The sequence below is a fragment of the Enterobacter sp. PL_is379 genome, assembly GCF_055817355.1.
Genome location: NZ_JBVPGT010000027.1, coordinates 150,941 through 173,053, shown reverse-complemented (window position 1 = coordinate 173,053; position 22,113 = coordinate 150,941). Strand labels below are relative to the sequence as shown.

24 protein-coding genes are annotated in these 22,113 nt (G+C 52.3%); 10 read left to right on the top strand and 14 right to left on the bottom strand.

The features are described from left to right. The first annotated feature begins 50 nt into the window (after positions 1-50). Positions 51-1,493, top strand: coding sequence for a 16S rRNA (cytosine(1407)-C(5))-methyltransferase RsmF (gene rsmF / locus AC0TOY_RS10275; protein WP_473721791.1), 1,443 nt, complete (start codon positions 51-53; stop codon positions 1,491-1,493). Between the two features lie 106 nt (positions 1,494-1,599). After that, positions 1,600-1,839, top strand: coding sequence for a YebV family protein (locus tag AC0TOY_RS10270; protein WP_008500472.1), 240 nt, complete (start codon positions 1,600-1,602; stop codon positions 1,837-1,839). A 34-nt stretch (positions 1,840-1,873) separates the two neighbouring features. Here AC0TOY_RS10270 and pphA read toward each other — a convergent pair whose 3' ends face one another. Further along, positions 1,874-2,518, bottom strand: a complete 645-nt coding sequence (gene pphA / locus AC0TOY_RS10265; RefSeq protein WP_208763017.1) for a protein-serine/threonine phosphatase — start codon at positions 2,516-2,518, stop codon at positions 1,874-1,876. A gap of 176 nt (positions 2,519-2,694) precedes the next feature. Between pphA and AC0TOY_RS10260 the strand changes: the two genes are divergently transcribed. Next, on the top strand, positions 2,695-3,636 hold the full coding sequence (locus AC0TOY_RS10260; RefSeq protein ID WP_061714879.1) for a VirK/YbjX family protein: 942 nt from the start codon (positions 2,695-2,697) through the stop codon (positions 3,634-3,636). A gap of 542 nt (positions 3,637-4,178) precedes the next feature. Here the strand turns inward: AC0TOY_RS10260 and AC0TOY_RS10255 are convergent. From AC0TOY_RS10255 to AC0TOY_RS10245, 3 genes are all read right to left on the bottom strand, one after another. After that, the gene (locus AC0TOY_RS10255; RefSeq protein ID WP_024909712.1) at positions 4,179-4,490 is read right to left on the bottom strand and encodes a hypothetical protein; all 312 of its coding nucleotides are present in this window, start codon (positions 4,488-4,490) and stop codon (positions 4,179-4,181) included. Positions 4,491-4,924: 434 nt separating this feature from the next. Continuing rightward, a complete protein-coding gene (locus AC0TOY_RS10250) occupies positions 4,925-5,182 on the bottom strand; it encodes a hypothetical protein (RefSeq protein ID WP_267217027.1) in 258 nt (85 codons plus the stop codon). Between the two features lie 246 nt (positions 5,183-5,428). Next, positions 5,429-5,848, bottom strand: coding sequence for an Exc2 family lipoprotein (locus AC0TOY_RS10245; protein ID WP_090419781.1), 420 nt, complete (start codon positions 5,846-5,848; stop codon positions 5,429-5,431). A gap of 187 nt (positions 5,849-6,035) precedes the next feature. On the opposite strand from AC0TOY_RS10245, the gene AC0TOY_RS10240 reads away from it, so the two are divergent. Continuing rightward, positions 6,036-7,148, top strand: coding sequence for a colicin-like pore-forming protein (locus AC0TOY_RS10240; RefSeq protein WP_473721790.1), 1,113 nt, complete (start codon positions 6,036-6,038; stop codon positions 7,146-7,148). A 37-nt stretch (positions 7,149-7,185) separates the two neighbouring features. On the opposite strand, the gene cui is transcribed toward AC0TOY_RS10240, so the two are convergent. Both cui and AC0TOY_RS10230 read right to left on the bottom strand, forming a co-directional pair. Next, positions 7,186-7,734, bottom strand: a complete 549-nt coding sequence (gene cui, locus AC0TOY_RS10235) for a colicin immunity protein Cui (RefSeq protein ID WP_267217026.1) — start codon at positions 7,732-7,734, stop codon at positions 7,186-7,188. A gap of 350 nt (positions 7,735-8,084) precedes the next feature. Beyond that, on the bottom strand, positions 8,085-8,210 hold the full coding sequence (locus AC0TOY_RS10230) for a hypothetical protein (RefSeq protein ID WP_265589657.1): 126 nt from the start codon (positions 8,208-8,210) through the stop codon (positions 8,085-8,087). Between the two features lie 131 nt (positions 8,211-8,341). On the opposite strand from AC0TOY_RS10230, the gene AC0TOY_RS10225 reads away from it, so the two are divergent. Further along, complete coding sequence (locus tag AC0TOY_RS10225) at positions 8,342-8,626, top strand: hypothetical protein (RefSeq protein ID WP_473721789.1); 285 nt, start codon at positions 8,342-8,344, stop codon at positions 8,624-8,626. A gap of 396 nt (positions 8,627-9,022) precedes the next feature. Here AC0TOY_RS10225 and AC0TOY_RS10220 read toward each other — a convergent pair whose 3' ends face one another. From AC0TOY_RS10220 to yobA, 3 genes are read right to left on the bottom strand one after another with little or no spacing between them, the layout of a single operon-like run. Beyond that, positions 9,023-9,361, bottom strand: a complete 339-nt coding sequence (locus tag AC0TOY_RS10220) for a YebY family protein (RefSeq protein WP_024909705.1) — start codon at positions 9,359-9,361, stop codon at positions 9,023-9,025. A 16-nt stretch (positions 9,362-9,377) separates the two neighbouring features. Continuing rightward, positions 9,378-10,247, bottom strand: coding sequence for a copper homeostasis membrane protein CopD (copD, locus tag AC0TOY_RS10215; protein ID WP_473721788.1), 870 nt, complete (start codon positions 10,245-10,247; stop codon positions 9,378-9,380). Position 10,248: 1 nt separating this feature from the next. Next, positions 10,249-10,620 (bottom strand): CopC domain-containing protein YobA, encoded by a 372-nt coding sequence (gene yobA, locus AC0TOY_RS10210; protein ID WP_407858727.1) that lies wholly within the window; start codon positions 10,618-10,620, stop codon positions 10,249-10,251. A gap of 137 nt (positions 10,621-10,757) precedes the next feature. Between yobA and AC0TOY_RS10205 the strand changes: the two genes are divergently transcribed. The 3 genes from AC0TOY_RS10205 to exoX all read left to right on the top strand — a co-directional run bounded on the left by AC0TOY_RS10205 (position 10,758) and on the right by exoX (position 12,436). Then, on the top strand, positions 10,758-10,988 hold the full coding sequence (locus AC0TOY_RS10205) for a DNA polymerase III subunit theta (protein ID WP_008500465.1): 231 nt from the start codon (positions 10,758-10,760) through the stop codon (positions 10,986-10,988). A gap of 110 nt (positions 10,989-11,098) precedes the next feature. Further along, positions 11,099-11,749, top strand: a complete 651-nt coding sequence (locus AC0TOY_RS10200) for a carbon-nitrogen hydrolase family protein (protein WP_024909702.1) — start codon at positions 11,099-11,101, stop codon at positions 11,747-11,749. A 24-nt stretch (positions 11,750-11,773) separates the two neighbouring features. Beyond that, complete coding sequence (gene exoX, locus AC0TOY_RS10195) at positions 11,774-12,436, top strand: exodeoxyribonuclease X (protein ID WP_473721787.1); 663 nt, start codon at positions 11,774-11,776, stop codon at positions 12,434-12,436. Here the strand turns inward: exoX and ptrB are convergent. After that, positions 12,433-14,493 carry an oligopeptidase B gene (ptrB, locus tag AC0TOY_RS10190; RefSeq protein ID WP_032647775.1) on the bottom strand — a complete coding sequence of 687 codons (2,061 nt, stop codon included), beginning with the start codon at positions 14,491-14,493 and terminating at the stop codon, positions 12,433-12,435. The genes exoX and ptrB overlap by 4 nt on opposite strands. Before the next feature lie 85 nt (positions 14,494-14,578). Beyond that, entirely contained in the window at positions 14,579-15,226 is a 648-nt protein-coding gene (locus tag AC0TOY_RS10185; RefSeq protein WP_024909700.1) for a tellurite resistance TerB family protein, read from the bottom strand. A gap of 170 nt (positions 15,227-15,396) precedes the next feature. Between AC0TOY_RS10185 and purT the strand changes: the two genes are divergently transcribed. After that, positions 15,397-16,575, top strand: coding sequence for a formate-dependent phosphoribosylglycinamide formyltransferase (gene purT, locus AC0TOY_RS10180; RefSeq protein ID WP_048992226.1), 1,179 nt, complete (start codon positions 15,397-15,399; stop codon positions 16,573-16,575). Between the two features lie 41 nt (positions 16,576-16,616). Here purT and kdgA read toward each other — a convergent pair whose 3' ends face one another. From kdgA to zwf, 3 genes are all read right to left on the bottom strand, one after another. Beyond that, positions 16,617-17,258, bottom strand: coding sequence for a bifunctional 4-hydroxy-2-oxoglutarate aldolase/2-dehydro-3-deoxy-phosphogluconate aldolase (kdgA, locus tag AC0TOY_RS10175; protein ID WP_024909698.1), 642 nt, complete (start codon positions 17,256-17,258; stop codon positions 16,617-16,619). Positions 17,259-17,297: 39 nt separating this feature from the next. Further along, entirely contained in the window at positions 17,298-19,109 is a 1,812-nt protein-coding gene (gene edd, locus AC0TOY_RS10170; protein WP_090419763.1) for a phosphogluconate dehydratase, read from the bottom strand. A 233-nt stretch (positions 19,110-19,342) separates the two neighbouring features. Continuing rightward, on the bottom strand, positions 19,343-20,818 hold the full coding sequence (zwf, locus tag AC0TOY_RS10165) for a glucose-6-phosphate dehydrogenase (protein ID WP_023312228.1): 1,476 nt from the start codon (positions 20,816-20,818) through the stop codon (positions 19,343-19,345). 356 nt (positions 20,819-21,174) lie between these two features. Here zwf and AC0TOY_RS10160 point away from each other — a divergent pair, with 356 nt between their 5' ends. Then, positions 21,175-22,044, top strand: coding sequence for a MurR/RpiR family transcriptional regulator (locus AC0TOY_RS10160; protein ID WP_023312229.1), 870 nt, complete (start codon positions 21,175-21,177; stop codon positions 22,042-22,044). Positions 22,045-22,113: the final 69 nt, after the last annotated feature.

Sequence of the window (22,113 nt, the reverse complement as noted above, 5' to 3'; positions counted from 1 at the left end):
GGAGCCTTTATGTTACACTGCGCACCTGAACTTTTCCCTGTGGTGTGCCCGTGGCTCAAAACTCCGTATTTCTTCCTGAACAATTCCTGGCGCAGATGCGCGAGGCGCTTCCTTCTCACCTGTCGTTAGACGATTTTATCGCCGCCTGCCAGCGTCCGTTACGCCGAAGTATTCGCGTCAACACGTTGAAAATCAGCGTCGATGATTTTCTGGCACTGGTCTCGCCGTACGGCTGGCAGCTTACGCCGGTACCGTGGTGTGCTGAGGGGTTCTGGATCGAGCGCGATGACGAAGCCTCACTCCCGCTGGGCAGCACCGCTGAACATCTGAGCGGCCTGTTCTATATTCAGGAAGCCAGCTCGATGCTGCCTGTTGCCGCCCTGTTTACCGATGGCAATTCGCCTGAGCGCGTGATGGATGTTGCCGCGGCGCCCGGCTCAAAAACCACGCAAATTGCCGCCCGGATGGGTAACCAGGGGGCGATCCTTGCTAACGAGTTTTCCGCCAGCCGCGTGAAGGTGCTGCATGCCAACATCAGCCGTTGCGGTATTCATAATGTTGCACTGACGCACTTCGACGGACGCGTGTTTGGCGCCGCCCTACCGGAAGCCTTCGATGCCATTCTGCTGGACGCCCCCTGCTCCGGCGAAGGGGTGGTGCGCAAAGATCCCGATGCGTTAAAGAACTGGTCCGTGGAAAGCAACCTGGAGATCGCCGCCACGCAGCGAGAGCTGATCGAGAGCGCATTTCACGCTTTGCGGCCTGGCGGCACGCTGGTCTATTCAACGTGCACCCTTAACCGCGATGAAAACGAAGACGTCTGTCTGTGGTTGAAAGCGAACTATCAGGATGCAGTCGAGTTTCTGCCGCTTAACGATCTGTTTGCCTCGGCACAAGAGGCGGTCACCCCCGAGGGTTTCCTTCACGTGTTCCCGCAGATTTACGACTGTGAAGGGTTCTTTGTGGCGCGTCTGCGTAAAACGCAGGCGGTTGCTCCCCTGCCCGCACCTAAATTCAAGGTCGGCAACTTCCCGTTTGCCCCTCTTAAAGGTCGCGATGCAGCACAGCTTGAAGCCGCCGCCAAAAAGGTTGGGCTGGTCTGGGATGAGAGCCTGCATCTCTGGATGCGTGATAAAGAGATATGGCTGTTCCCGGCTGAGATCGAGCCGCTCATCGGAAAGGTCCGTTTTTCGCGAATCGGGATCCGCCTGGCGGAAGTGCATAACAAAGGGTATCGCTGGCAGCATGAGGCCGTTATCGCGCTTGCCGGACGCGAGAATACCTTTGCCCTGACGCATCAGGAAGCCGAAGAGTGGTATCGTGGTCGCGATGTCTATCCGGACAGCGCGCCATCAGGCGATGAAGTGATAGTGACGTATCAGGGATACCCGCTGGGGCTGGCAAAAAAGGTCGGCTCAAGGCTGAAAAACAGCTATCCGCGCGAGTTGGTTCGGGATGGTCGGCTGTTTACCGGTAACGATCGCACGGGCTGAAAAAAAGCGCATTTTTTTACTGGCGATTTTGCTCTCCTTGTCTACGATCAAAAATGGGTGACTGCACTGGTCATACCAGATTTTGACAACCGAACCGGAGAGCACTATGACGAAAACCAGCGTGCGTATTGGCGCTTTTGAGATCGACGACGCAGAGCTGCGCGGCGAAGCACAAGGCGATCGAACGTTAAGTATTCCCTGCAAATCCGACCCGGATTTGTGCATGCAGCTCGATGCATGGGATGCAGATACCAGCGTCCCGGCAATACTTGATGGCGAACACTCTGTCCTTTACCGTGAGCATTACGATAGTAAAACCGATGCCTGGGTCATGCGTCTTGCCTGACCTAAAGAGAACCCGCCCGAAGGCGGGTTATTTATTACTGCAGCTGCGCCAGCGTAAAGTAACCGTCAAATACGGCGCCCGTATCAATGTAGTGGAGATTATTAAAATCATACCTTCTGTCGAGGGGCGTATGTCCGAACCAGAAATGATCCGCGCCGCTGATGCCCTGCCCTTTGCCCACCATAAATCCCATCAACCTGTCGCGGTTCCATAAGACGCGCTGGGCGCTGACCGGTTTTTGCCATTGGTATTCCGCAGCCGGATAATCCGCATGGGCTATCACATTCAGACCATTCGCACAGGTTATCTCGATGATATGCGGTAAATCGCGACAGGCCTCAAGCAACGACAGCGCAAGCTGTTGCTGGTCGCGTTCAAGATGCGCAAACCACATTCCGCCATTCATCGTCCAGAGCGAAAAATCGTTATTATCCAGACTGTCGAGCGCCATTTGCTCGTGGTTGCCCCGCACGGCACGAAACCATTTTTCATGTATTAACTGCAGGCATTTCACGCTATCAGGGCCACGATCGATGATATCCCCGACAGAAATAAGCAAATCCTCATACGGGTTAAAATGACGGCGTTTAAGCTCATCCATAAGCCACTGATAACAGCCGTGTATATCGCTGACAACCCAGACGTGACGCCACATCCCACCTTCAATTCGCTGATACATAAGCCCTCCCATAGGAAGTATAGTTACAGTTGACTTATGTGTAGGGACGCTGCACAGGAGCGCTTTTCATGAAGCTAAACAAACAGTAAACTAAGGATAAATAAATGTTTCACCAGTATTAATACTCTTTTGCATGCCCCCTAAAATATGCATTGCATAAACTTTGAGGTTTTCCCGTGTCAAATACGCGCCTGCAAAACGATGCGCCACAATCGCATCGTACCCATATCATTTCCGAACTGGTGAAAGGCAAACTCGTTCCAGGCCCTATCTGGCAAAAACGCGAGTACCGTCTTAAATTTCTGTTACGTTCATTGCTGTTCTGGTCTTCTACGCATCGCATGCTCGATGCGCTGGCTCGCCGCGACGATTTTGATCAGTTACTGGCTTCGCAGATCACCCTGCCGAGCAAAACACATCGCCAGTATCTGATGCGTGGCATGAACGCCAATGCGCGTGCTGATGCCATCGTCAGCCATTATCAGTGGATTGACTCTCTGAAAGACGTCGGCCTGGTCAAGGCCTTAACCGGACCACAAGAGCAATCCATTGTTGAGTTTCATGCCAAAGATGGCGTGAGCTATAACGTCAACGCCATGAATGCCAGTAAAGCAGAGCGTGAGGGCGAATGTACGCTGTGGCTGCGTGATAACGAAAATACCCTGCTTGCCAGTGTGACATTTTGCGTTGCTCGCGAAAACGGAGAATATGTTCTGGTGATTGGCGGTCTTCAGGGCCCGCGACGCAGCGTATCCCGTGATGTGATCAAACAGGCAACCCGAGCCTGCCATGGTCTCTTCCCGAAACGCGTGTTGATGGAAGTGCTTTTCCAATTGGCCACACTTTCCGGCATCAAAGCCATTTATGCGGTCAGCGATGAAGGTCATATCTTCCGTGCACTGCGTTATCGTCTGAGTAAAGGTCGCCATTTCCACGCCAGCTACGATGAGTTTTGGGCCTCTATCGACGGTCAAAAACGTTCAACCTTCAGTTGGCAGTTGCCATTGCAGATGGAGCGCAAATCCCTTGAGGAGATAGCCAGTAAAAAGCGTGCCGAATACCGCCGTCGCTTTGAACTGCTTGATGAAATTGAGGCATCCGTTAAATCCCGCTTTTAAACACGGTTCTGGCTTTTACTGATTGCACACGAAAATTTAACAAAACAGGCAAAAAGGGCTGGGCTTCCGCATGCTGTGTTGCGTTATGTTTTAAGCAGTCGAACAGGACGAGCGCGCTGTATGAGAAAGAACTATTGGGATTACTCGTTTACTTTCATACAGATAAAAAGAGACCGAATGCGATTCCTGTTTATACCTGCAATTTATATTTCTGCGGTATATCAAACACATACGCATCAACCAGATTAAAAAGCATACATCTGGTGATGCGTTTTCAGGCACTAAAAATCATATAGTTACTTAAAATTCCGGACAAATTCGGACGTATTTCGAATCGATTCATATCAAATTTACCAGCCGCCCCCGTTCCTGCATACTACGGGTTGCGGCTTCCTGATTGTAAATTTTCAACCGTATGATTTAACTCATTGAGTGCCTGAAGGCATAGTGAGATAACACCTGGATATTTCATAGCGTAGCTGTGTTTACTGTCATCTCGTTTTCTTGTTAGCGGTATTACAATAAAAACCGCCCGTAGGGGGCTATGCTAATGAAACGGGTAATTTATCCTCTGATACGCCCTTGTCTCGTAGTGACTGTCGATACATTGCGATTCTCTCCAGCTCAACTTGAGATGGATAACTATCAGAGAGATATATTGCGAACTCGTATACAGGCGGCGGGTTGAAAGTTATCACTGAATACCCAGCATCTTCCAGCAACTCAACAACAATCCCATATGATGGCCTGATACCCGTAAACCAGTAACAGCCATGTCTCTCCATACCCTGAACCGCCTTAGCTGCATGCTCTCTAAAAATAGCCAAATAAACAGATTCAGTAAATGCTTCCATTACACAAACTCCAGTCATCACTTTACTCTAAAAGAACTACAACAAATGTGTATGTAGGAATGCTAATTTCATAGATCTATTTTATGCTGTTCCTGAAGAAATCTTATAGATTAAAGGCTATGGGTTTAGAGAAACTGCTTCCAGACCAGCTTATTGAAAAGCGCTTTTACACCTTCCATTATCAAAGCTACAAAAATCATATACCCACCTAATACGGTCAGTATGTTGGACTATGCACCACTGAACACCAACCCAATGTCACCTATCAACAGAAGCCCAATGCCGATCCAAAAAAAATATGAAAGCTATGAACAGTAATTGAATAAACCAAATCAGTTAACCCAATCTTCAATTGCAACTTTTCCATTCTTCTGCCTCAGCCAATGTGAGTAGATTGCTTATTATACGCAAAAATCAACTTACCTTTCACACCATTAATTTAAATGTTCTGAATCACCCGCTATAGCCTCGCCATCCTGAGTTATTAATGCCTTCCCCTGAACTTTTGCGAAGTCCAGCCTACCGCAGAGCGCAATCAGGATGGTGTCACCTATTTCCGGATTTCTGGCAATATTAATTATTGCGTACTCAGCTGATGTTTCGATAGTTCGGCAGTTGTCCTCATGACCGCAAAGGTTGGTAATAGTGAGTATCTCCTCAGCGAGGTCTAATGCAGGTGATTGAAAACCCATGATAACCCCCTAACACCTAACTGTATGTTTATAGAGCTCAACTAAAAACTGAGGGTCAAGAATTTGGGTCAAAAAACCGCACAAGCGGGTAAGCGATTAATAAAAAAGCACTAAACACCATTCTCTGACTCAAGAGAAACCATACAGAATCATCTCTAACTAAAACTTTGATGTTAATGAACCACAACCAGGTGTGTTCCTGAATGTAATGCAGAAACGGGTACCGAAATCTACTGTTATTACTACTCACATCCTTCCTTCATAGCCATCAATGTAAGCTTCAGAGATAGCATCGCTCATGGCTTTACGCTGTTTAGCAGACCATGATTTATTGTCGACGTAACGAGTGCCCGCAAAAATAGTTTCACTCTGGATGGAGTTCAGAAATGCCTCGCTACGAAACTTATCTGCACGCTTGTTCGCGTCCTCTAAAGACATGCCTGATAAGCGGTCTTTTGCTCCCAGATCATGAAAAGTTTTAAAGAATGGCACCGCCATCTTAATACTGTCGGCTTTTATAACGCGTACATTCGGGTCAAAGCCGTCATCTGCAGCATATACATACTGGCGTGCATGGCGTTCTGCACTTGTTTGAGGGGTGCATGCGCTGCTCATCAAAGATGATGTTAACAACGCACACACGAATAATCCGTTAGATTTATTCATGAAGATCTCCTTTCCAGTAAACAATATTCCCATCAGTAGCTTATCAGGATTTTCCGCTCTCAGTCATACCCCAAAATCTGTCATTGACACGTTAGAAACAGCGGCGTAGGATTCGAACTACTGTATATATAACAATGTGTTTATATACAGCATTATCTAACTTTTAACCGTCAAAGAGGAATTAACTATGAGTGGTAATGGTGGCGACAACGCACACAACAATGCGTTCAGTGGTGGCAAAAATCCTGGCATCGGTAACTCTGGTTCTGGCAGCCATTCCGGTACATCAGGAAATGGAGGGAATGGTGGCCGTACACAGAATATTAATGGATTTTCTGTGGATCCAAACAACAGTGCACAGGTGAATGCTGCTAACAGAGGTGATGCGGCTGGAGTATTTTCTGCCGGTGGTGCAATTGCTATCAGTTCCGGAGTAGACAGTCATTCAGGTAAAGGCTCCGGTGGTAATGGTGGTAACTCAGGTTCACAGTCTGGTAGTAATAACTCCCAGAATCAAAATGGAAATAGCACTACGAGTGCTCCATCTACCTGGGATAGGACGGCAAAGTATTATGGCTCCAATGATAAAGTTTCCCGAAAAGCGCTTAAGAACTTATATGAACAAGCAGTGCGGGATGGAAATATACCAAAAGCAGCCCGGGGTAATTTGCGCGAAAATGTCCAGAAGATGCTCGATGAAGATAATCAAATTGAAGCATTACAAAAAGCCAGCGAAATTATTGCTGACATGGGGGAAAAAGTTGGTAGTCACTTGGGACAAAAATATAAAGATGTGTCAAGGGACATCGCAAGTAACGTTAAAAACTTCCAAGGTAAAACAATTCGTAACTACAATGATGCAATGACCTCTCTGAATAAGATTATTGCCAATCCAGGGATGAAAATTAATCAAGGTGATAAAACTGCGATCGTTAACGCATGGAAAAGTCTGAATGCAAGTGACATGGCAAACAAACTCGGCAATCTAAGCAAAGCATTTAAGACTGCAGATCTGGTGATCAAAGTCGAAAAAATCCGAGAGAAAAGTATTGAAGGGTATGAAACAGGAAACTGGGGTCCATTGATGCTAGAGGTAGAGTCCTGGGTTATTAGTGGCATTGCTGTCGGTGTGGCTATGGGAATCTTTGGCGCCCTGTCATCTTTTGTTGCGACAGCCGTCGGGCTTCCTATTACTGCATTAACAATTGCAGGAATTATCGGTATCAGTTATCTGGCTTCATTCATTGACGATAAAATCGTTGATAAAATCAACAATGAAATAATCAGACCAGCTCATTAATCTAAAAGGGGCAGAGATGTTATCTGCCCCTTAGCTTTCAACGGTGCTTTATTTTTAACTTTAAAGTCATGAAAACTGCATAAGCATAGCTGATGTAATAGCAGGTGAGTATATAACACACATAAAATACGCTTACAAAAAAAACGGTAAGAAGATAATCGTTCCTTGATAAAAGCCTCATAAATCGTCCTGATTCAGTTAACTCCACGTCACACACCAATAAATAATAAACAATTGCAATATAAAACACGGTGAATAGCATAAAAGCCAAAATACCTTTCGTGAAAGAAAAAGTAGTTTTTAAATTTAACTCTCTCCGCGCAATCAAAAAAAACAAAACACCTAACAAAGGAGCGATTTTAACATAAAAACTCATAACACCACTTAATAATGGGTTACTGGCTGAAATCAGCTCAGGAACTTTACCAGATAAAGTATATAAATAATTTAGAAAATCGCTCCCTTGGTTGTTAGCATATAATAAAAAAATCAGAAGCAAAGGTATAACTCCGACAAGAAAAATATAATACATCCTTTTTGCCGCTATATTTGTCATATCCCTTGATTTAATTTGCTTCATAGACATATCACCTACCCTGTGTTTGGAACTTGTCCCTCTGAGTTTAGTCAGTGGATTGAATAATAGAATAATTATATTGCAGATCTGCTAGCCGATCCATTTTGTCGGTGTTGTTGAATTTTTTTCATACATAAAAGCAAATAATACAATTAGTGGGTTAAGTTTTCTCCACAACCTTATGCCAGTTATCTGCAAGCTCTCTTCGAGCCCCCCTCTCCCCTCCTGGCGGAAAAGAGAATCCAACTCGCCATTTTGAACAACCGTTAGAGCACCTAATTTCTGCGCCCCCCCAGTTCAACCCACGACTTCGGACCTTCAGTGAAGAGGACATGCCACAATTGGGGCATTTCGGTAGATCAGTCATTCCCCAGCCCCTGCAGACGCTGAAAATTAGCCAGCTTCGCTTTCGTGCGGCCGATTTCGGTCGAGATATGGCGCGATGACGGAATAATCAGATCATCTGGGCGGCTGGCGAAATGCATTTTCTCTCATTTACGGTCTTAAATTACCATCCTGATATTTACGCCTCTTATGCATTTGCTAACAAGCTCAACAGTGTAAACAGAGCCCTTCCTCGAGTTCATATGATTGCAAAAAACAGACTCACGCATACATGGGGACAGCATCTGCGTATGCCTCGGTACTTAACTCTATAGATAATGATGTTCTTCAATTACTTGCCACAAACCCTGAAATTTTTGATTTCGAAACAATTGATGATGGAGAAGTTAACATTAACGACTTTCAGACCATGGGGGTTGTAGCATTTGCGAAAGGACGTCTGTTCTCAATTCTCCCAACTGGAAGTGTGAGGATCATGAATCGCCGAGTTAAGGTAAACGCACCTTATAAGCAGTCTTGCCTTGAAACGAGAGATCGCATGGTTGCAAAACTCTGAGATCGTCTGTGCAGAGCATTCCCAGCATTGCATGAGTTTGGTTGTTAATTTAAAAAACGGTGTGGTATAACGGGAATTGCCGGATATTGAAGTTCGGACAATTTTGGGACATTTTCGGACAGAGCGCCGTAAGTGACTGAAATATAAGACAGATAAAAAGAGACCGAATACGATTCCTGTATTCGGTCCAGGGAAATGGCTCTTGGGAGAGAGCCGTGCGCTAAAAGTTGGCATTAATGCAGGCTAAGTCGCCTTGCCTTTTAAGAATAGATGACGACGCCAGGTTTTCCAGTCCACAGCTAAAGCGGTCGGAAAAAAAGCGCCAGAGCATCATAAAATGTGAAAAACCGCAGTGCTTTCGCAAGCATCTGCGGTTTTTTATTGGAAACCTGAACGTTAGCAGAGCTTGTCGGCACGCTCGATAAACGGCGCCAGACTCATCTTTTGTCCCGGATGCGCCGGGTCATCGATCTGAATAATGCTGATCGGCTGGCCGCTACTCTTGCCGCTGGCTACCTGCTGCTCTGCGGTATCATTTAACGGGTATTGCACCAGCGTGCTCGGGTTAATGGCATACAGCGCATGGCCCGGACGGCAGGTCAGCATCACCTCTTCGCGATTGAACGCCCATTTGTCCTTACCGACTTCAAAACGGCTGACGGTGATAACCTGCGGTGCGGCAAGCGCGCTCCCCGTGCAGGCCAGCAATATGAGAGAAAGTACTGTCTTTTTCATATGATATTTAACCTTGTCAGAAGGGTTCCCAGGTAGCGAACAGACTGACCGTTGCCAGTACCAGCGCGCCCAGCACCACTTCTGCCTGTGTCATCCTGATAAAAATCTGTTGTGCTCGCCCGGTCTCCGGACGAAACCGTGGCACCAGAAAATACCGATTTGCCAGCGCAATTACCACCATCAACGCCACCAGCGCACATTTGAACAACAAAAACTGCACGTAGCCAGCCTGCCAGGGTATATGGACGCCCAGTATCATGAGCGTATTGATCGCTCCGCTGAGCAGCACGCCCGCGACGGCATAATGGCCCACGCGCGAGAAGCGCATCATGGTATAGATGGCGGCATTCTGCCAGCGCCCTTTCGCCAGACGCATGCAGAACAGCAGGGGCAGTAATCCGCCAAGCCAGGCTGCAGCGCAGATCAGGTGAAAAGCATAGTTAAGCCGCTGCAACGCCCCCATCGGACCGTCGTTCATCGCCGCGTGACCTACCCCAGCCAGCAGGATAAGCTGGCCCATGGCGAGCAGCAGCAGCCGCGACCCCTTCAGCGGCGCGAGCCATGCCGCACCGACCGTCATCACAGCAAGAATCATTTGCCACAGCCAGACGCCACCAAACTGTGTCCTCATCACGCCGTACCAGACCTGCGGAGCAAACACATCTCCCCAGCCGTTACCCATCAGTCCGCCCTGAAGCATAAACATCAGGAGTGCAGCCGCCAGGCTCACCAAGGCCGCCACTTTCTGCTGCAGCTGGAAACGCCGGGACATCAGCCGCTGGAGGGAAGAAGGCGCAAACCAGACGCTGTAAAGCGCGTTGCCAAAAACCAGCATCAGCGCCCCGAAATGGATAAAGCGCAACCCGATATAACACAGCGCCAGCATGCTATTTCACGCTAAAGTGATAGCTGCCTTTGGTTTTATGACCGTCTACAGAGACGACATGCCAGTCTACCTGGTACGTCCCTGACGTCAGCGTTTGTTCCAGCGGAACGGTGAGTAGCGCCTTGTTCTTTTCGTCTCGCGTAGCGGTACCCGTTTTGATGACCTGCTTTTGCGCGTCCGTCACCACCACACCGCTAAATCCCGGTTCGATGCCTTCTGAAAAATGCAGCGTAAGTGCCTGCGGAGCGCTCACCACGCTGTCCGCTGCCGGGATCGGCTGCTTAAGATGCGCATGCGCCAGCGCGGAGGAGGTCATCATTGTAGAGGTCAGAAAAACCAGTGCGCATACCGCGCGGGAAGCGGAGAAACCCATCGCAATCATTCCTTTTTGTTATGTCTGTATGCTAAAGAATAACGCTGTATAATAAACGAGTCGAGGAACATCCTGCCTCCGCTTGTCATCGTCGTGCAATCGCGGTAACGTTGCCGCCGCATAAAAAGGAGAAGGTAATGAAGATCAATCTGGCCGCCCTTCCACAGGACGAGATGGATAAAGTAAATGTCGATCTCGCTGCCGCTGGCGTCGCGTTTAAAGAGCGTTACAACATGCCTGTTGTGGCTGAAGTCGTTGAACGGGAACAGCCCGCCCATCTGCGCGACTGGTTTCGCGAAAGACTCATCGCCCACCGTCTCGCCTCGGTTAACCTCTCCCGTTTACCGTACGAACCTAAAGTTAAATAAGCTTAACGAGCCGTTACACTTCCTTACGCGGAATCTGGCAGGATAAGAAAACCCTGATAAATTTAGGTGTATTCTTAAATCTCTGCGACTCAGTGTATAAGGAAGTCACGATGTCACATTGGAATATAGCGGCAGCTCAGTATGGCGGTCAGCACCAGAGTGTGGATGACCATGTTACGCACCACCTGCGCTTCATCGCCGAAGCAGCACGGCAGCGCTGTGATTTGCTGGTCTTCCCTGAACTCTCATTAACGGGCTCAGGCGCACCGACGTTACCTCCCCCACCCGATGACGCGCAGCTGGAACCGCTGCTTGACGCGGCACATTTTTACCGGATTACCGTGATTGCCGGGCTCCCCCTGGAACGGAACGGTCAGCGCCAGAAAGGCCTCGCGCTCTTCACGCCCGCCCGTCACCGCATCCTGCGCTACCCGCAAGGTAGCGGTGCCAGCCTGGTGCCGGGGGAGAAACAGCTCAGCATTATTGATGCGCATGCCGATTCCCCCAATCTCGATCCCAGAGCGTCGCTGTTTACCAGCAGTCAGTCCGTAGAGGATCACCGCTGGCGGCAGTCCATCAGTACCCTGCAGCGCTTCGCGCATAAATATGCCATTGCGGTGCTGATGGCGAACGCCTGCGGCGGCAGTGCGCTGTGGGATGAAAAAGGCCAGCTGATCGTCCGCGCAGATCGAGGCGAGCTGCTGTTGACCGGCACGCTCGGCGGAGAGGGTTGGCAAGGCGATATCATTCCTTTAGGCTAGGCGTTTTAAGCTCAGGAGTGTTCAATGCTGCGCGTCATCGATACCGAAACTTGCGATCTTCAGGGCGGAATAGTGGAAGTGGCTTCTGTCGACGTGGTTGATGGTAAAATCGTCAATCCAATGAGCCATCTGGTGCGTCCCGACCGCCCCATCAGCCCTCAGGCGATGGCTATCCATCGCATTACCGAATCGATGGTAGCGGATAAGCCGTGGATCGAAGAGATCATTCCGCACTACTACGGTAGCCCGTGGTACGTCGCGCATAACGCCAGTTTTGACCGCCGGGTGTTACCTGAAATGCCGGGGGAATGGATTTGTACCATGAAGCTGGCGCGTCGCCTCTGGACGGGAATTAAATACAGCAATATGGCGCTGTACAAGTCCCGCAAGCTCAGCGTCCGCACGCCTGAGGGGCTTCACCATCACCGCGCCCTGTATGACTGCTATATCACCGCCGCGTTACTGATAGATATTATGAATATCTCTGGCTGGACGCCGGATGATATGGCGACCATCACCGGCCGTCCTGCACTTCTGACCACATTTACCTTTGGGAAATATCGCGGGAAGCCGGTGTCCGAGGTGGCGGATAAAGACCCGGGCTATTTGCGCTGGCTGTATAACAACCTCGACAGAATGAGCCCGGAACTGCGCTTAACGCTGAAACATTATCTGGGCGACGCTTAACGCTCCGCACGGCCTGGCAGCGTGTCCTGCGCCAGGCCTATTAAAAAGGCATATTCCAGGGCAACTCCTTCGTAGGATTTAAATCGTCCCGATTTCCCGCCGTGACCGGAGTCCATATCGGTACACAGCAGCAGCAGGTTGTCATCGGTTTTCAGCTCCCGCAGTTTTGCCACCCATTTTGCCGGCTCCCAGTACTGCACCTGAGAATCATGCAAACCGGTGGTAACCAGCATATGCGGGTAGGCTTTCGCCTCCACGTTATCGTACGGGCTGTACGTTTTCATATAGCGGTAGTACATCTCATCCTGCGGATTACCCCACTCTTCAAACTCCCCTGTCGTAAGCGGGATGGATTCATCGAGCATGGTCGTCACCACATCGACAAACGGAACCTGCGCGACAATCCCCTTAAAGCGGTCGGGACGCTGGTTGATCGCCGCCCCCATCAGCATGCCGCCCGCGCTGCCGCCCATCCCAAAGCAAAGCTGCGGATCCCCGTAGCCCTGCTCAATCAGCGCATCGCAGACGTCGAGGTAGTCATTGAAGGTATTTTTCTTTTTCAGGAATTTCCCGTCTTCATACCAGTGCTGCCCCAGCTCACCGCCACCGCGAATATGGGCGATGGCAAAAACAAAGCCGCGATCGAGCAGGCTTAACCGGCTGCTGCTGAAATCGGCGTCCATGCTTGAGCCATACGAGCCGTAACCGTACACCAGGATCGGGTTTTTGCCTTTCTGGAAGTGGGCTTTGTGATAGACGAGCGAGACGGGGACCTCGACGCCATCCCGGGCGGTGACCCACAGGTGCTCGCTGCGGTAGTTTTCAGACTCAAACCCTTTGACCTCGGTCTGTTTAATCACCTGACGCTGCCCGGTATCCATATCCAGCTCAAACAGGGTGTCCGGCGTGGTCATCGATGAGTAGCCGTAGCGCAGCCGCGAGGATTCAGGTTCAGGGTTGAAACCAATCCACGTCACATAGGCCGGGTCGTCGAACGCGATCCCCACCACTTCCCGCGTTTTACGGTTGATTTGCCGGATACTGGTCAGCCCTCGCTGACGCTCTTCCACCACCAGCCAGTCGGTAAACAGGGTGAACCCTTCAAGCATTACCTGATCCCGCGCGGGGATAAGCACCTCCCATTTGCGCTCATCGCGCACTTTGGTTTTATAGAGACCAAAGTTTTTACCCTCGCGATTAGAGCGCAAATAAAAGCTGTGCTGAAAGTGATCCAGGCTGTACTCGTGATCCTTGCGGCGCGGCAGGAAACAGAGCGGCTGGGCGTCGGGCAGTTCGGCATCCAGCAGCAGAACTTCCGAGGTCGTCGCGCTGGCCAGGAAGATAATCACATAGTGGCGCGAGGAGGTTTTATGCAGGCTGACATAGAACGTTTCGTCTTTCTCTTCATAGACCAGCTCGTCGTCAGCGGAGTCCGTTCCCACGGTGTGTCGCCACACCTGATAAGGCAGCAGCGTCGAGGCGTGCTTTTTGACGTAGTAAACCGTCTCGGAATCATTCGCCCAGACAAAATCCGGGGAGACGTTTTCCAGCATTTCCGGATACCAGTTGCCGGTGTCCAGATTGCGAAAACGCAGGCCGTACTGGCGACGGGAGAGATAATCCTCCGCCAGCGCCATCACCGCGTTATCCGGCGAAATGGACATGCCGCCCAGGGTATAAAATTCGCTGTGGGCGGCACGCTGGTTGGCATCCAGCAAAATATCCCACTCATCCCATTCGGCGCTTAATACCGACTGACGCTGGTAGATGGGATACTCATTGCCGGGCTCGTAAATATGGCGATAGCGATAGCCGTTTTTGGTCCAGGGCGCGGAGATATCACGCTGAGGAATACGCTGCACCATCTCATTCAGCAGCTGGTCCTGAAGCGTCTGCTGGCTGGACATGACCTTGCGGCCATAGTCGTTTTCCTCGTGCAGGTAGTCGAGTACCTCTGGCCGGGAGCGCGAATCGTCCCGCAGCCAGTAATAGTTGTCTATGCGCGTATCGCCATGCGTGGTGATCGCATAAGGAGTACGTCGGGCTTTCGGTGGCATGTCATCATTCTTTTAAGTTTTACACCCTATAAGGTTGGCAAAACCCACGCATGATGCAAGCGAAACAGCGTCGCGACGGCGGAGGCTATCCCTGTAACGCCTGTTTTTGTTCGCGGATATCCCGCTCAATGCCCTCGCGCACGTCCTGAGGGATCTTTAACGCATCGCCCAGGGCGTTAAGGTAGCTCCGCTCCATAAAATGGTCGATATCGATGGCGGCACAGCTGAGGAAATATAGCTCCAGCGCCTCTTCCTCATTTTTCACGCTTTGCGCAAGACGCTGCGGCTCAAGCGGCTGTTCGATGGCCTGCGCCACCAGCGCTCTTCCCTTCTCTTCAACGCCGGCTTCACGCAGCTGCTGCTCGATCGCCGATCGTTCTTTGTCGTCGATATGCCCGTCACTTTTCGCGGCAAAAACCAGCGCAAGAATGAGCCGTTCGGTACGTAGATCCAGCGGCGAGGTGTGCTCGCCATAATGCGGTTCATCGCTGTGCGCGGTCCGGACCCGGTCCTTATATTTATTCCACAGCACGGTACCCGCGATGGCGCCGCCGCCGGCTAGCAGCGCGCCTGTGCCATATTTTGCCAGCAGCTTGCGCGAGGATTTATTCGCGACCAGCAGGCCTGCCAGCCCGCCGAGCGCCCCGGGTACCAGCAGTTTGCTCAGGTCCCGCTCGCCAGACGATGTTTTCTGCCCTAACAGGGATTGCAATTGATTTAGCCAGCCAGACATGGTTTCCCTCACTTAACGGTGAACATGTTCCACAGCGTAAGCGAGCGGGCGTCAGGAAATGTCTGGTCGGGCTAAAGAAGCGCAAATTTCTGCCCTCGCGTTTATCCCTGCGCAAGACAGACGCAAACGTTTTCGTTTATACTGCGCGCAACTTTTTTAGGGGGATTGTTATGATTCGTTTAGGAACTGCGCTGCGACCTGCGGCGACGCGAGTGATGCTGTTGGGATCGGGCGAGCTGGGAAAAGAGGTCGCCATTGAGTGCCAACGTTTAGGTGTGGAAGTCATCGCCGTAGACCGTTACGCCGACGCACCCGCCATGCACGTCGCCCATCGTTCTTATGTGATTAACATGCTGGATGGCGATGCCCTTCGCGAACTGATTACGCGCGAGAAGCCCGATTTCGTTGTACCGGAAATTGAAGCGATTGCCACCGATACGCTGATCGCCCTGGAGCAGGAAGGCCAGCGCGTGGTGCCCTGTGCGAAAGCCGCAAAGCTGACCATGAACCGCGAAGGCATTCGTCGCCTGGCGGCAGAAGAGCTGGGATTGCCCACCTCGAGCTACCGTTTTGCGGGCGATAAGGCCGCGTTCCTGCAGGCCGTAGAGGAGATTGGCTACCCGTGTATCGTTAAGCCGGTGATGAGCTCCTCCGGTAAAGGGCAGAGCTTCATTCGCGACAGCAGCACGCTCGATAAGGCGTGGGATTACGCCCAACAGGGTGGCCGCGCCGGCGCCGGTCGCGTCATCGTTGAAGGCGTCGTGAAGTTTGATTTCGAGATCACCCTGCTGACCGTCAGCGCCGTTGACGGCGTCCATTTCTGCGATCCGATTGGCCACCGTCAGGAAGATGGCGATTACCGCGAATCCTGGCAGCCGCAGCAGATGAGCGCCCTGGCGCTGGAGCGTGCGCAGGCGATCGCCCGTAAAACCGTCCTCGCGCTGGGCGGCTATGGCCTGTTTGGCGTGGAGCTGTTTGTGTGCGGCGACGAGGTGATTTTCAGCGAAGTCTCCCCTCGCCCGCATGACACCGGCATGGTCACGCTCATTTCGCAGGATCTTTCCGAGTTCGCCCTGCACGTGCGCGCCTTCCTCGGCCTGCCCGTCGGCGGTATCCGTCAGTACGGCCCGGCCGCCTCGGCGGTCATCCTGCCGCAGTTAACCAGCCAGAACGTTACGTTTGAAAACGTCGACGCGGCAGTGGGTGCCGGGTTGCAGGTACGTTTGTTCGGCAAGCCGGAGATCGACGGTACCCGTCGTCTTGGCGTGGCATTAGCCACCGGGGATAACGTTGACGACGCCGTGGCGAGAGCGAAAGCAGCCGCAGCAAGCGTTAAGGTAACGGGATAAAAAAACGGGCCGAAAGGCCCGTTTTTCATGCGGCGAATGGCTTACTGCTTCGCGCCTTCCACCGCTTCGCGAGCCAGTTTTGTGATGCGATCCCAGTCGCCCGCTTCCAGCGCATCCGCCGGAACCAGCCATGAGCCACCGATGCACAGCACGCTTTTCAGCGCCAGGTAGTCACGGTAGTTGGCAGGAGAGATACCCCCCGTCGGGCAGAAGCGTACCTGAGAGAAGGGACCCGCAATCGCCTGCAGCGCTTTAGTGCCGCCGTTCGCTTCAGCCGGGAAGAATTTGAACTCTTTCAGACCGTAGTCCATGCCCAGCATCAGTTCAGAGACGGTGCTGATGCCCGGGATCAGCGGAATAGTGCCTTCGGTCGCGGCTTTCAGCAGCGACTCGGTCAGGCCCGGGCTGATGGCAAACTGCGCGCCCGCTTCGGTCACTTCAGCCAGCTGTTTTACGTTCGTCACGGTACCCGCACCGATGATGGCGTCCGGCACTTCTTTAGCAATCGCGCGAATGGCATCCATCGCGCAGGCGGTACGCAGGGTCACTTCCAGAACGCGAACGCCACCCGCAACCAGCGCTTTCGCCATCGGTACAGCGTGCTCCAGCTTGTTTACCACGATAACCGGCACGACAGGGCCAGTGGTCAGGATTGCTTCTGCACTTGTTTTCCAGTTTTTCATCAGAGTTTTCTCTCGCCAGATCGTTAAAATCAAGTCGTCTTAAAACGTAATACAGGTTGCGCCCTGCTCCGCACCGGAGAGCTTCTCACGCAGCGCGCTGAACATTTCGCGTCCGGTCCCCACGCGCGATGCGCTCAGGTCAGGAATATGGGGTTGACGTGCCGCCAGCTCGGCGTCATCCACCAGCAGGGTTAACTCGCCTGTCTGACCGTTAACGCGGATCATGTCACCGTCACGCACTTTCGCCAGCAACCCGCCGTCGTAGGCTTCAGGCGTCACGTGGATGGCTGAAGGCACTTTGCCGGATGCCCCGGAGAGGCGTCCATCGGTTACTAACGCAATTTTGAAACGGCGGTCCAATAATACACCAAGTGGTGGCATAAGTTTATGTAATTCTGGCATCCCGTTAGCTTTAGGCCCCTGATGACGCACCACCACCACGCAGTCTTTGTCGAGCAGACCGGCGTCAAAGGCGGGTAATACGTCGTGCTGGCTTTCAAACACCACCGCCGGCGCTTCGATAATCTGGTTCTCTTCCGGTACGGCAGAGGTCTTCATTACCGCACGACCGAGGTTGCCGCTCAGCACTTTGGTGCCGCCGTGAGGAGAGAACGGTTTGTCGATGGTGGCGATCACCTGCGCATCAAGAGACGCGCTCACCCCTTCGCGCCAGTCCAGCTCGCCGTTGTTCAACCACGGCTCCTGGGTATAGCGCTGAAGGCCAAAGCCTGCCACGGTATTTACGTCTTCATGCAGCAGTCCGCCTTTCAGCAGCTCGCGCATCAGCAGCGGTACGCCGCCCGCGGCCTGGAAGTGGTTAATATCCGCCGGACCGTTCGGGTACAGGCGTGCCATCAGCGGCACCACGGAAGAGATCTCGGAGAAGTCATCCCAGTTAATGAGAATGCCCGCCGCACGCGCCATGGCCACCAGGTGCATGGTGTGGTTGGTTGACCCCCCGGTTGCCAGCAGCGCGACAATCCCGTTGACGATGACCTTTTCGTCGACCATTTTGCCCATCGGCATCCATTCGTTGCCGTTGCCGGTAAGACGCGTGACCTGACGGGCCGCAGCCTCGGTCAGCGCCTTGCGCAGCGGCGCGTCCGGCTGGATAAAGGATGAGCCCGGAAGCTGCATCCCCATAAACTCCACCACCATCTGGTTCGTGTTCGCGGTACCGTAAAACGTACAGGTGCCCGGCGCATGGTAGGACGCGGCTTCCGCCTCCAGCAGCGCCTGACGGTCTGCTTTCCCTTCCGCGTACAGCTGGCGGATACGCACTTTTTCTTTGTTCGGCAGACCGCTCGCCATTGGGCCCGACGGCACGAAGATCGCAGGCAGATGCCCAAACGACAGCGCCGCCATTACCAGGCCCGGAACAATCTTGTCGCACACGCCGAGATACAGCGCGCCATCAAACATGTTGTGCGACAGGCCCACCGCCGCGGACATAGCAATCACTTCGCGGCTCAGCAGGGAGAGCTCCATACCGTCCTGGCCCTGCGTCACGCCGTCGCACATGGCGGGTACCCCACCCGCCACCTGGCCGACCGCATTCACGCTGTGCAGCGCTTTACGGATGATATCCGGGTAAACCTCATAGGGCTGGTGCGCGGAGAGCATATCGTTATAGGAGGTAATGATGGCGATATTGTTACGCAACATGCTTTTCAGCGACGCTTTATCATCAGGCTGGCAGGCGGCGAAACCGTGCGCCAGGTTACCGCAGGCCAGTTGAGATCGGTGGACGGTGTTGCTCTTTGCCTGTTCAATCCGGGAGAGGTAGGCCGAGCGGGTCTCTTTCGAGCGCTCAATAATGCGTTGTGTTACGCGTAACAATGTCGGATTCATAAAAGCTCCTCTAATTTATCTGTCCGGGCTCGGGAGTTTACAAAGTCGCTGGCAGTTGTTAACAACGCTGAAACGCTTGCTGTCCGGAGCTCAGGGGCAAAATCACTTCCGGCAGTGTAATAAAAAAAGCTCCGCGGGTGAATCCACGCGGAGCTTAAAAGTTGAAAATTGTGCCACTAGCTGAGTTAGATCATGTTACCGGTAAAATAACACTTTCGGGCTAGCGGATTATCTTACTCAAACTCGTTCCAGGAGCGGCCATCGCGGGTGATCATCGCCACCGACGCGACCGGTCCCCAGGTGCCCGCCTGATACGGTTTTGGCGCATCCTGATCGGCAGCCCAGGCTTCGGTGATGGAGTCGACCCATTTCCACGCCTCTTCCACTTCATCGCGGCGCACGAACAGCGCCTGGATACCGCGCATGGTTTCCAGCAGCAGACGCTCGTAAGCATCGGCCAGGTGCGTCTGGTTAAAGGTTTCGGAGTAGCTCAGATCCAGCTTGGTGGTCTGCAGGTTGTGTTTATGATCCAGGCCCGGCACTTTGTTCAGGATCTGGATATCCACGCCCTCGTCCGGCTGCAGACGAATGGTCAGTTTGTTCTGCGGCAGCTCCTGCCAGGACTCTTTGAACAGGTTCAGTTCCGGGTTCTTAAAGTAGACAACCACTTCGGAACATTTAGCCGGCAGACGTTTACCGGTGCGCAGGTAGAACGGAACCCCCGCCCAGCGCCAGTCGTCGATATCCACGCGGATCGCCACAAACGTCTCGGTGTTGCTGGACTTGTTCGCACCCTCTTCTTCCAGGTAGCCCGGCACTTTTTTGCCTTGCGCAAACCCGGCGGTGTACTGACCGCGAACGGTCTTCTCACGCACGTTGGAGCGGTCGATGCGGCGCAGTGACTTCAGCACTTTCACTTTCGCGTCACGGATGCTGTCCGCCGTCAGGTCAGACGGTGGAGACATGGCAATCATGCACAGGATCTGCAGCAGGTGGTTCTGGATCATGTCGCGCATCTGACCGGCCTGGTCAAAGTACCCCCAGCGACCTTCAATCCCCACCTCTTCCGCCACGGTGATTTCCACGTGGTCGATAGTGCGGTTGTCCCAGTTATTTACAAACAGGGAGTTAGCAAAACGCAGTGCAAGCAGGTTCAGTACCGTCTCTTTGCCGAGATAGTGGTCGATACGGTAGACCTGGCACTCTTCAAAGAACTCGCCCACCTGGTCGTTGATTTCACGCGAGGTTGCCAGCGACGTCCCCAGCGGCTTCTCCATCACGACGCGCGCCGGTTTGGCGTTCAGTTTGGCTTCGCCCAGGCCTTTGCAGATGGCGCCGAAGGTGCTAGGCGGCATGGCGAAATAGTTAATCGTGACACGGTTTTTCTGATCCAGCATCGCGCCTAAGCGGGTAAACGCGCTGACGTCATTAACGTCCAGGTTACAGAAATCGAGACGTCCACTCAGGGTATCCCACAAACTTTCATCAATTTTTTCCTTCATGAAAGTTTCGAGCGCCTCGCGGACGACTTTGGTATAAGCGTCCTTGTCCCAGTCGGCGCGCCCTACACCCAGGATACGGGTATCCGGATGAATTTGGCCCGCTTTCTCCAGTTGATACAGGGAAGGCAGCAATTTTCGGCGTGCAAGATCGCCTTTCGCGCCGAAAATGACCAGGTCACATGCCTGGGCTGTTTGCGTTACCGCCATGTCATTCTCCTCAGTTAGATCACCTGGTACTTCTGCCAGGTATCGTTGTAATTTTATTACAATGCACTGTACTGCTTTTACGTCATTCCCGAAACCATTAGCGCTTATCGTCGCGTGCGATACCACGATTTTTCACCCTTCGGATGATTTCGACGGCTTAATGACGCAACAACCGTCGTTTCTTTGCGCAACAGGGTCACAGCAAAACCCGACACCGATCAAGTAATGAAAAAAAACAACAACATTATCTTGTCGATTGTTACCCTTAATGGAAGCCACAAGGGTAATATCGGCTAAATCGAATCACGATTTCATCAATTTATGAAATCGTTTACACCCATGAGCATCCTGTTAACATGAACATGCTGGAAAAAATCCAGTTTCAACTGGAACACCTTAGCAAATCCGAGCGAAAAGTGGCCGAGGTCATTCTCGCCTCTCCCGCTCAGGCGATTCATTCAAGCATCGCCGCTCTGGCACAGGAAGCGGGTGTTAGCGAACCCACGGTCAATCGCTTTTGCCGCAGCCTGGAAACGCGCGGCTTTCCTGATTTTAAACTGCATCTGGCGCAAAGTCTGGCTAACGGCACCCCTTATGTTAATCGTAATGTGGATGAAGACGACAGCGTTGATGCCTATACCGCGAAAATTTTTGAGTCGGCCATGGCTTCGCTCGACCACGTCCGTCAGTCACTGGACATGAGCTCCGTGAATCGCGCGGTGGATTTACTCACCCAGGCCAAGCGAATTGCGTTCTTTGGGCTCGGGTCGTCGGCAGCCGTCGCGCATGACGCCATGAACAAATTTTTCCGCTTTAACGTCCCGGTGATTTATTCCGATGACATTGTCCTGCAACGCATGAGCTGTATGAATTGCAGTGAAGATGACGTCGTGGTACTGATTTCGCATACCGGCCGCACCAAGAGTCAGGTTGAGCTGGCGCAGCTGGCCCGTGAAAACGATGCCATGGTGATTGCCCTCACAACGGCAGGCACGCCGCTGGCGCGTGAGGCAACGCTGGCGATCACCCTCGACGTGCCGGAAGACACCGACATTTATATGCCGATGGTCTCCCGCCTGGCCCAGCTTACCGTGATTGACGTGCTCGCGACCGGTTTTACCTTACGTCGGGGGGCAAAATTCCGGGATAACTTGAAGCGGGTCAAGGAAGCGCTGAAGGAATCGCGTTTTGATAAAGAATTGCTTATAAAGAGCGATGTTCCCTGATAGTTGATAACGAATACGTCACGAATAATGACGATGTAACGATTTACGGCATTCGGTCCCCTCGCCGCT

Coding starts and splice junctions, on each gene's coding strand:
- AC0TOY_RS10270 (WP_008500472.1), top strand. CDS start 1,600: ATGACGAAAACCAGCGTGCGTATTGGCGCTTTTGAGATCGACGACGCA.
- pphA (WP_208763017.1), bottom strand. CDS start 2,518: ATGTATCAGCGAATTGAAGGTGGGATGTGGCGTCACGTCTGGGTTGTC.
- AC0TOY_RS10255 (WP_024909712.1), bottom strand. CDS start 4,490: ATGGAAGCATTTACTGAATCTGTTTATTTGGCTATTTTTAGAGAGCAT.
- AC0TOY_RS10250 (WP_267217027.1), bottom strand. CDS start 5,182: ATGGGTTTTCAATCACCTGCATTAGACCTCGCTGAGGAGATACTCACT.
- AC0TOY_RS10245 (WP_090419781.1), bottom strand. CDS start 5,848: ATGAATAAATCTAACGGATTATTCGTGTGTGCGTTGTTAACATCATCT.
- AC0TOY_RS10240 (WP_473721790.1), top strand. CDS start 6,036: ATGAGTGGTAATGGTGGCGACAACGCACACAACAATGCGTTCAGTGGT.
- cui (WP_267217026.1), bottom strand. CDS start 7,734: ATGTCTATGAAGCAAATTAAATCAAGGGATATGACAAATATAGCGGCA.
- AC0TOY_RS10230 (WP_265589657.1), bottom strand. CDS start 8,210: ATGCATTTCGCCAGCCGCCCAGATGATCTGATTATTCCGTCATCGCGC.
- AC0TOY_RS10225 (WP_473721789.1), top strand. CDS start 8,342: ATGGGGACAGCATCTGCGTATGCCTCGGTACTTAACTCTATAGATAAT.
- AC0TOY_RS10220 (WP_024909705.1), bottom strand. CDS start 9,361: ATGAAAAAGACAGTACTTTCTCTCATATTGCTGGCCTGCACGGGGAGC.
- copD (WP_473721788.1), bottom strand. CDS start 10,247: ATGCTGGCGCTGTGTTATATCGGGTTGCGCTTTATCCATTTCGGGGCG.
- yobA (WP_407858727.1), bottom strand. CDS start 10,620: ATGGGTTTCTCCGCTTCCCGCGCGGTATGCGCACTGGTTTTTCTGACC.
- AC0TOY_RS10205 (WP_008500465.1), top strand. CDS start 10,758: ATGAAGATCAATCTGGCCGCCCTTCCACAGGACGAGATGGATAAAGTA.
- AC0TOY_RS10200 (WP_024909702.1), top strand. CDS start 11,099: ATGTCACATTGGAATATAGCGGCAGCTCAGTATGGCGGTCAGCACCAG.
- exoX (WP_473721787.1), top strand. CDS start 11,774: ATGCTGCGCGTCATCGATACCGAAACTTGCGATCTTCAGGGCGGAATA.
- ptrB (WP_032647775.1), bottom strand. CDS start 14,493: ATGCCACCGAAAGCCCGACGTACTCCTTATGCGATCACCACGCATGGC.
- AC0TOY_RS10185 (WP_024909700.1), bottom strand. CDS start 15,226: ATGTCTGGCTGGCTAAATCAATTGCAATCCCTGTTAGGGCAGAAAACA.
- purT (WP_048992226.1), top strand. CDS start 15,397: ATGATTCGTTTAGGAACTGCGCTGCGACCTGCGGCGACGCGAGTGATG.
- kdgA (WP_024909698.1), bottom strand. CDS start 17,258: ATGAAAAACTGGAAAACAAGTGCAGAAGCAATCCTGACCACTGGCCCT.
- edd (WP_090419763.1), bottom strand. CDS start 19,109: ATGAATCCGACATTGTTACGCGTAACACAACGCATTATTGAGCGCTCG.
- zwf (WP_023312228.1), bottom strand. CDS start 20,818: ATGGCGGTAACGCAAACAGCCCAGGCATGTGACCTGGTCATTTTCGGC.
- AC0TOY_RS10160 (WP_023312229.1), top strand. CDS start 21,175: ATGAACATGCTGGAAAAAATCCAGTTTCAACTGGAACACCTTAGCAAA.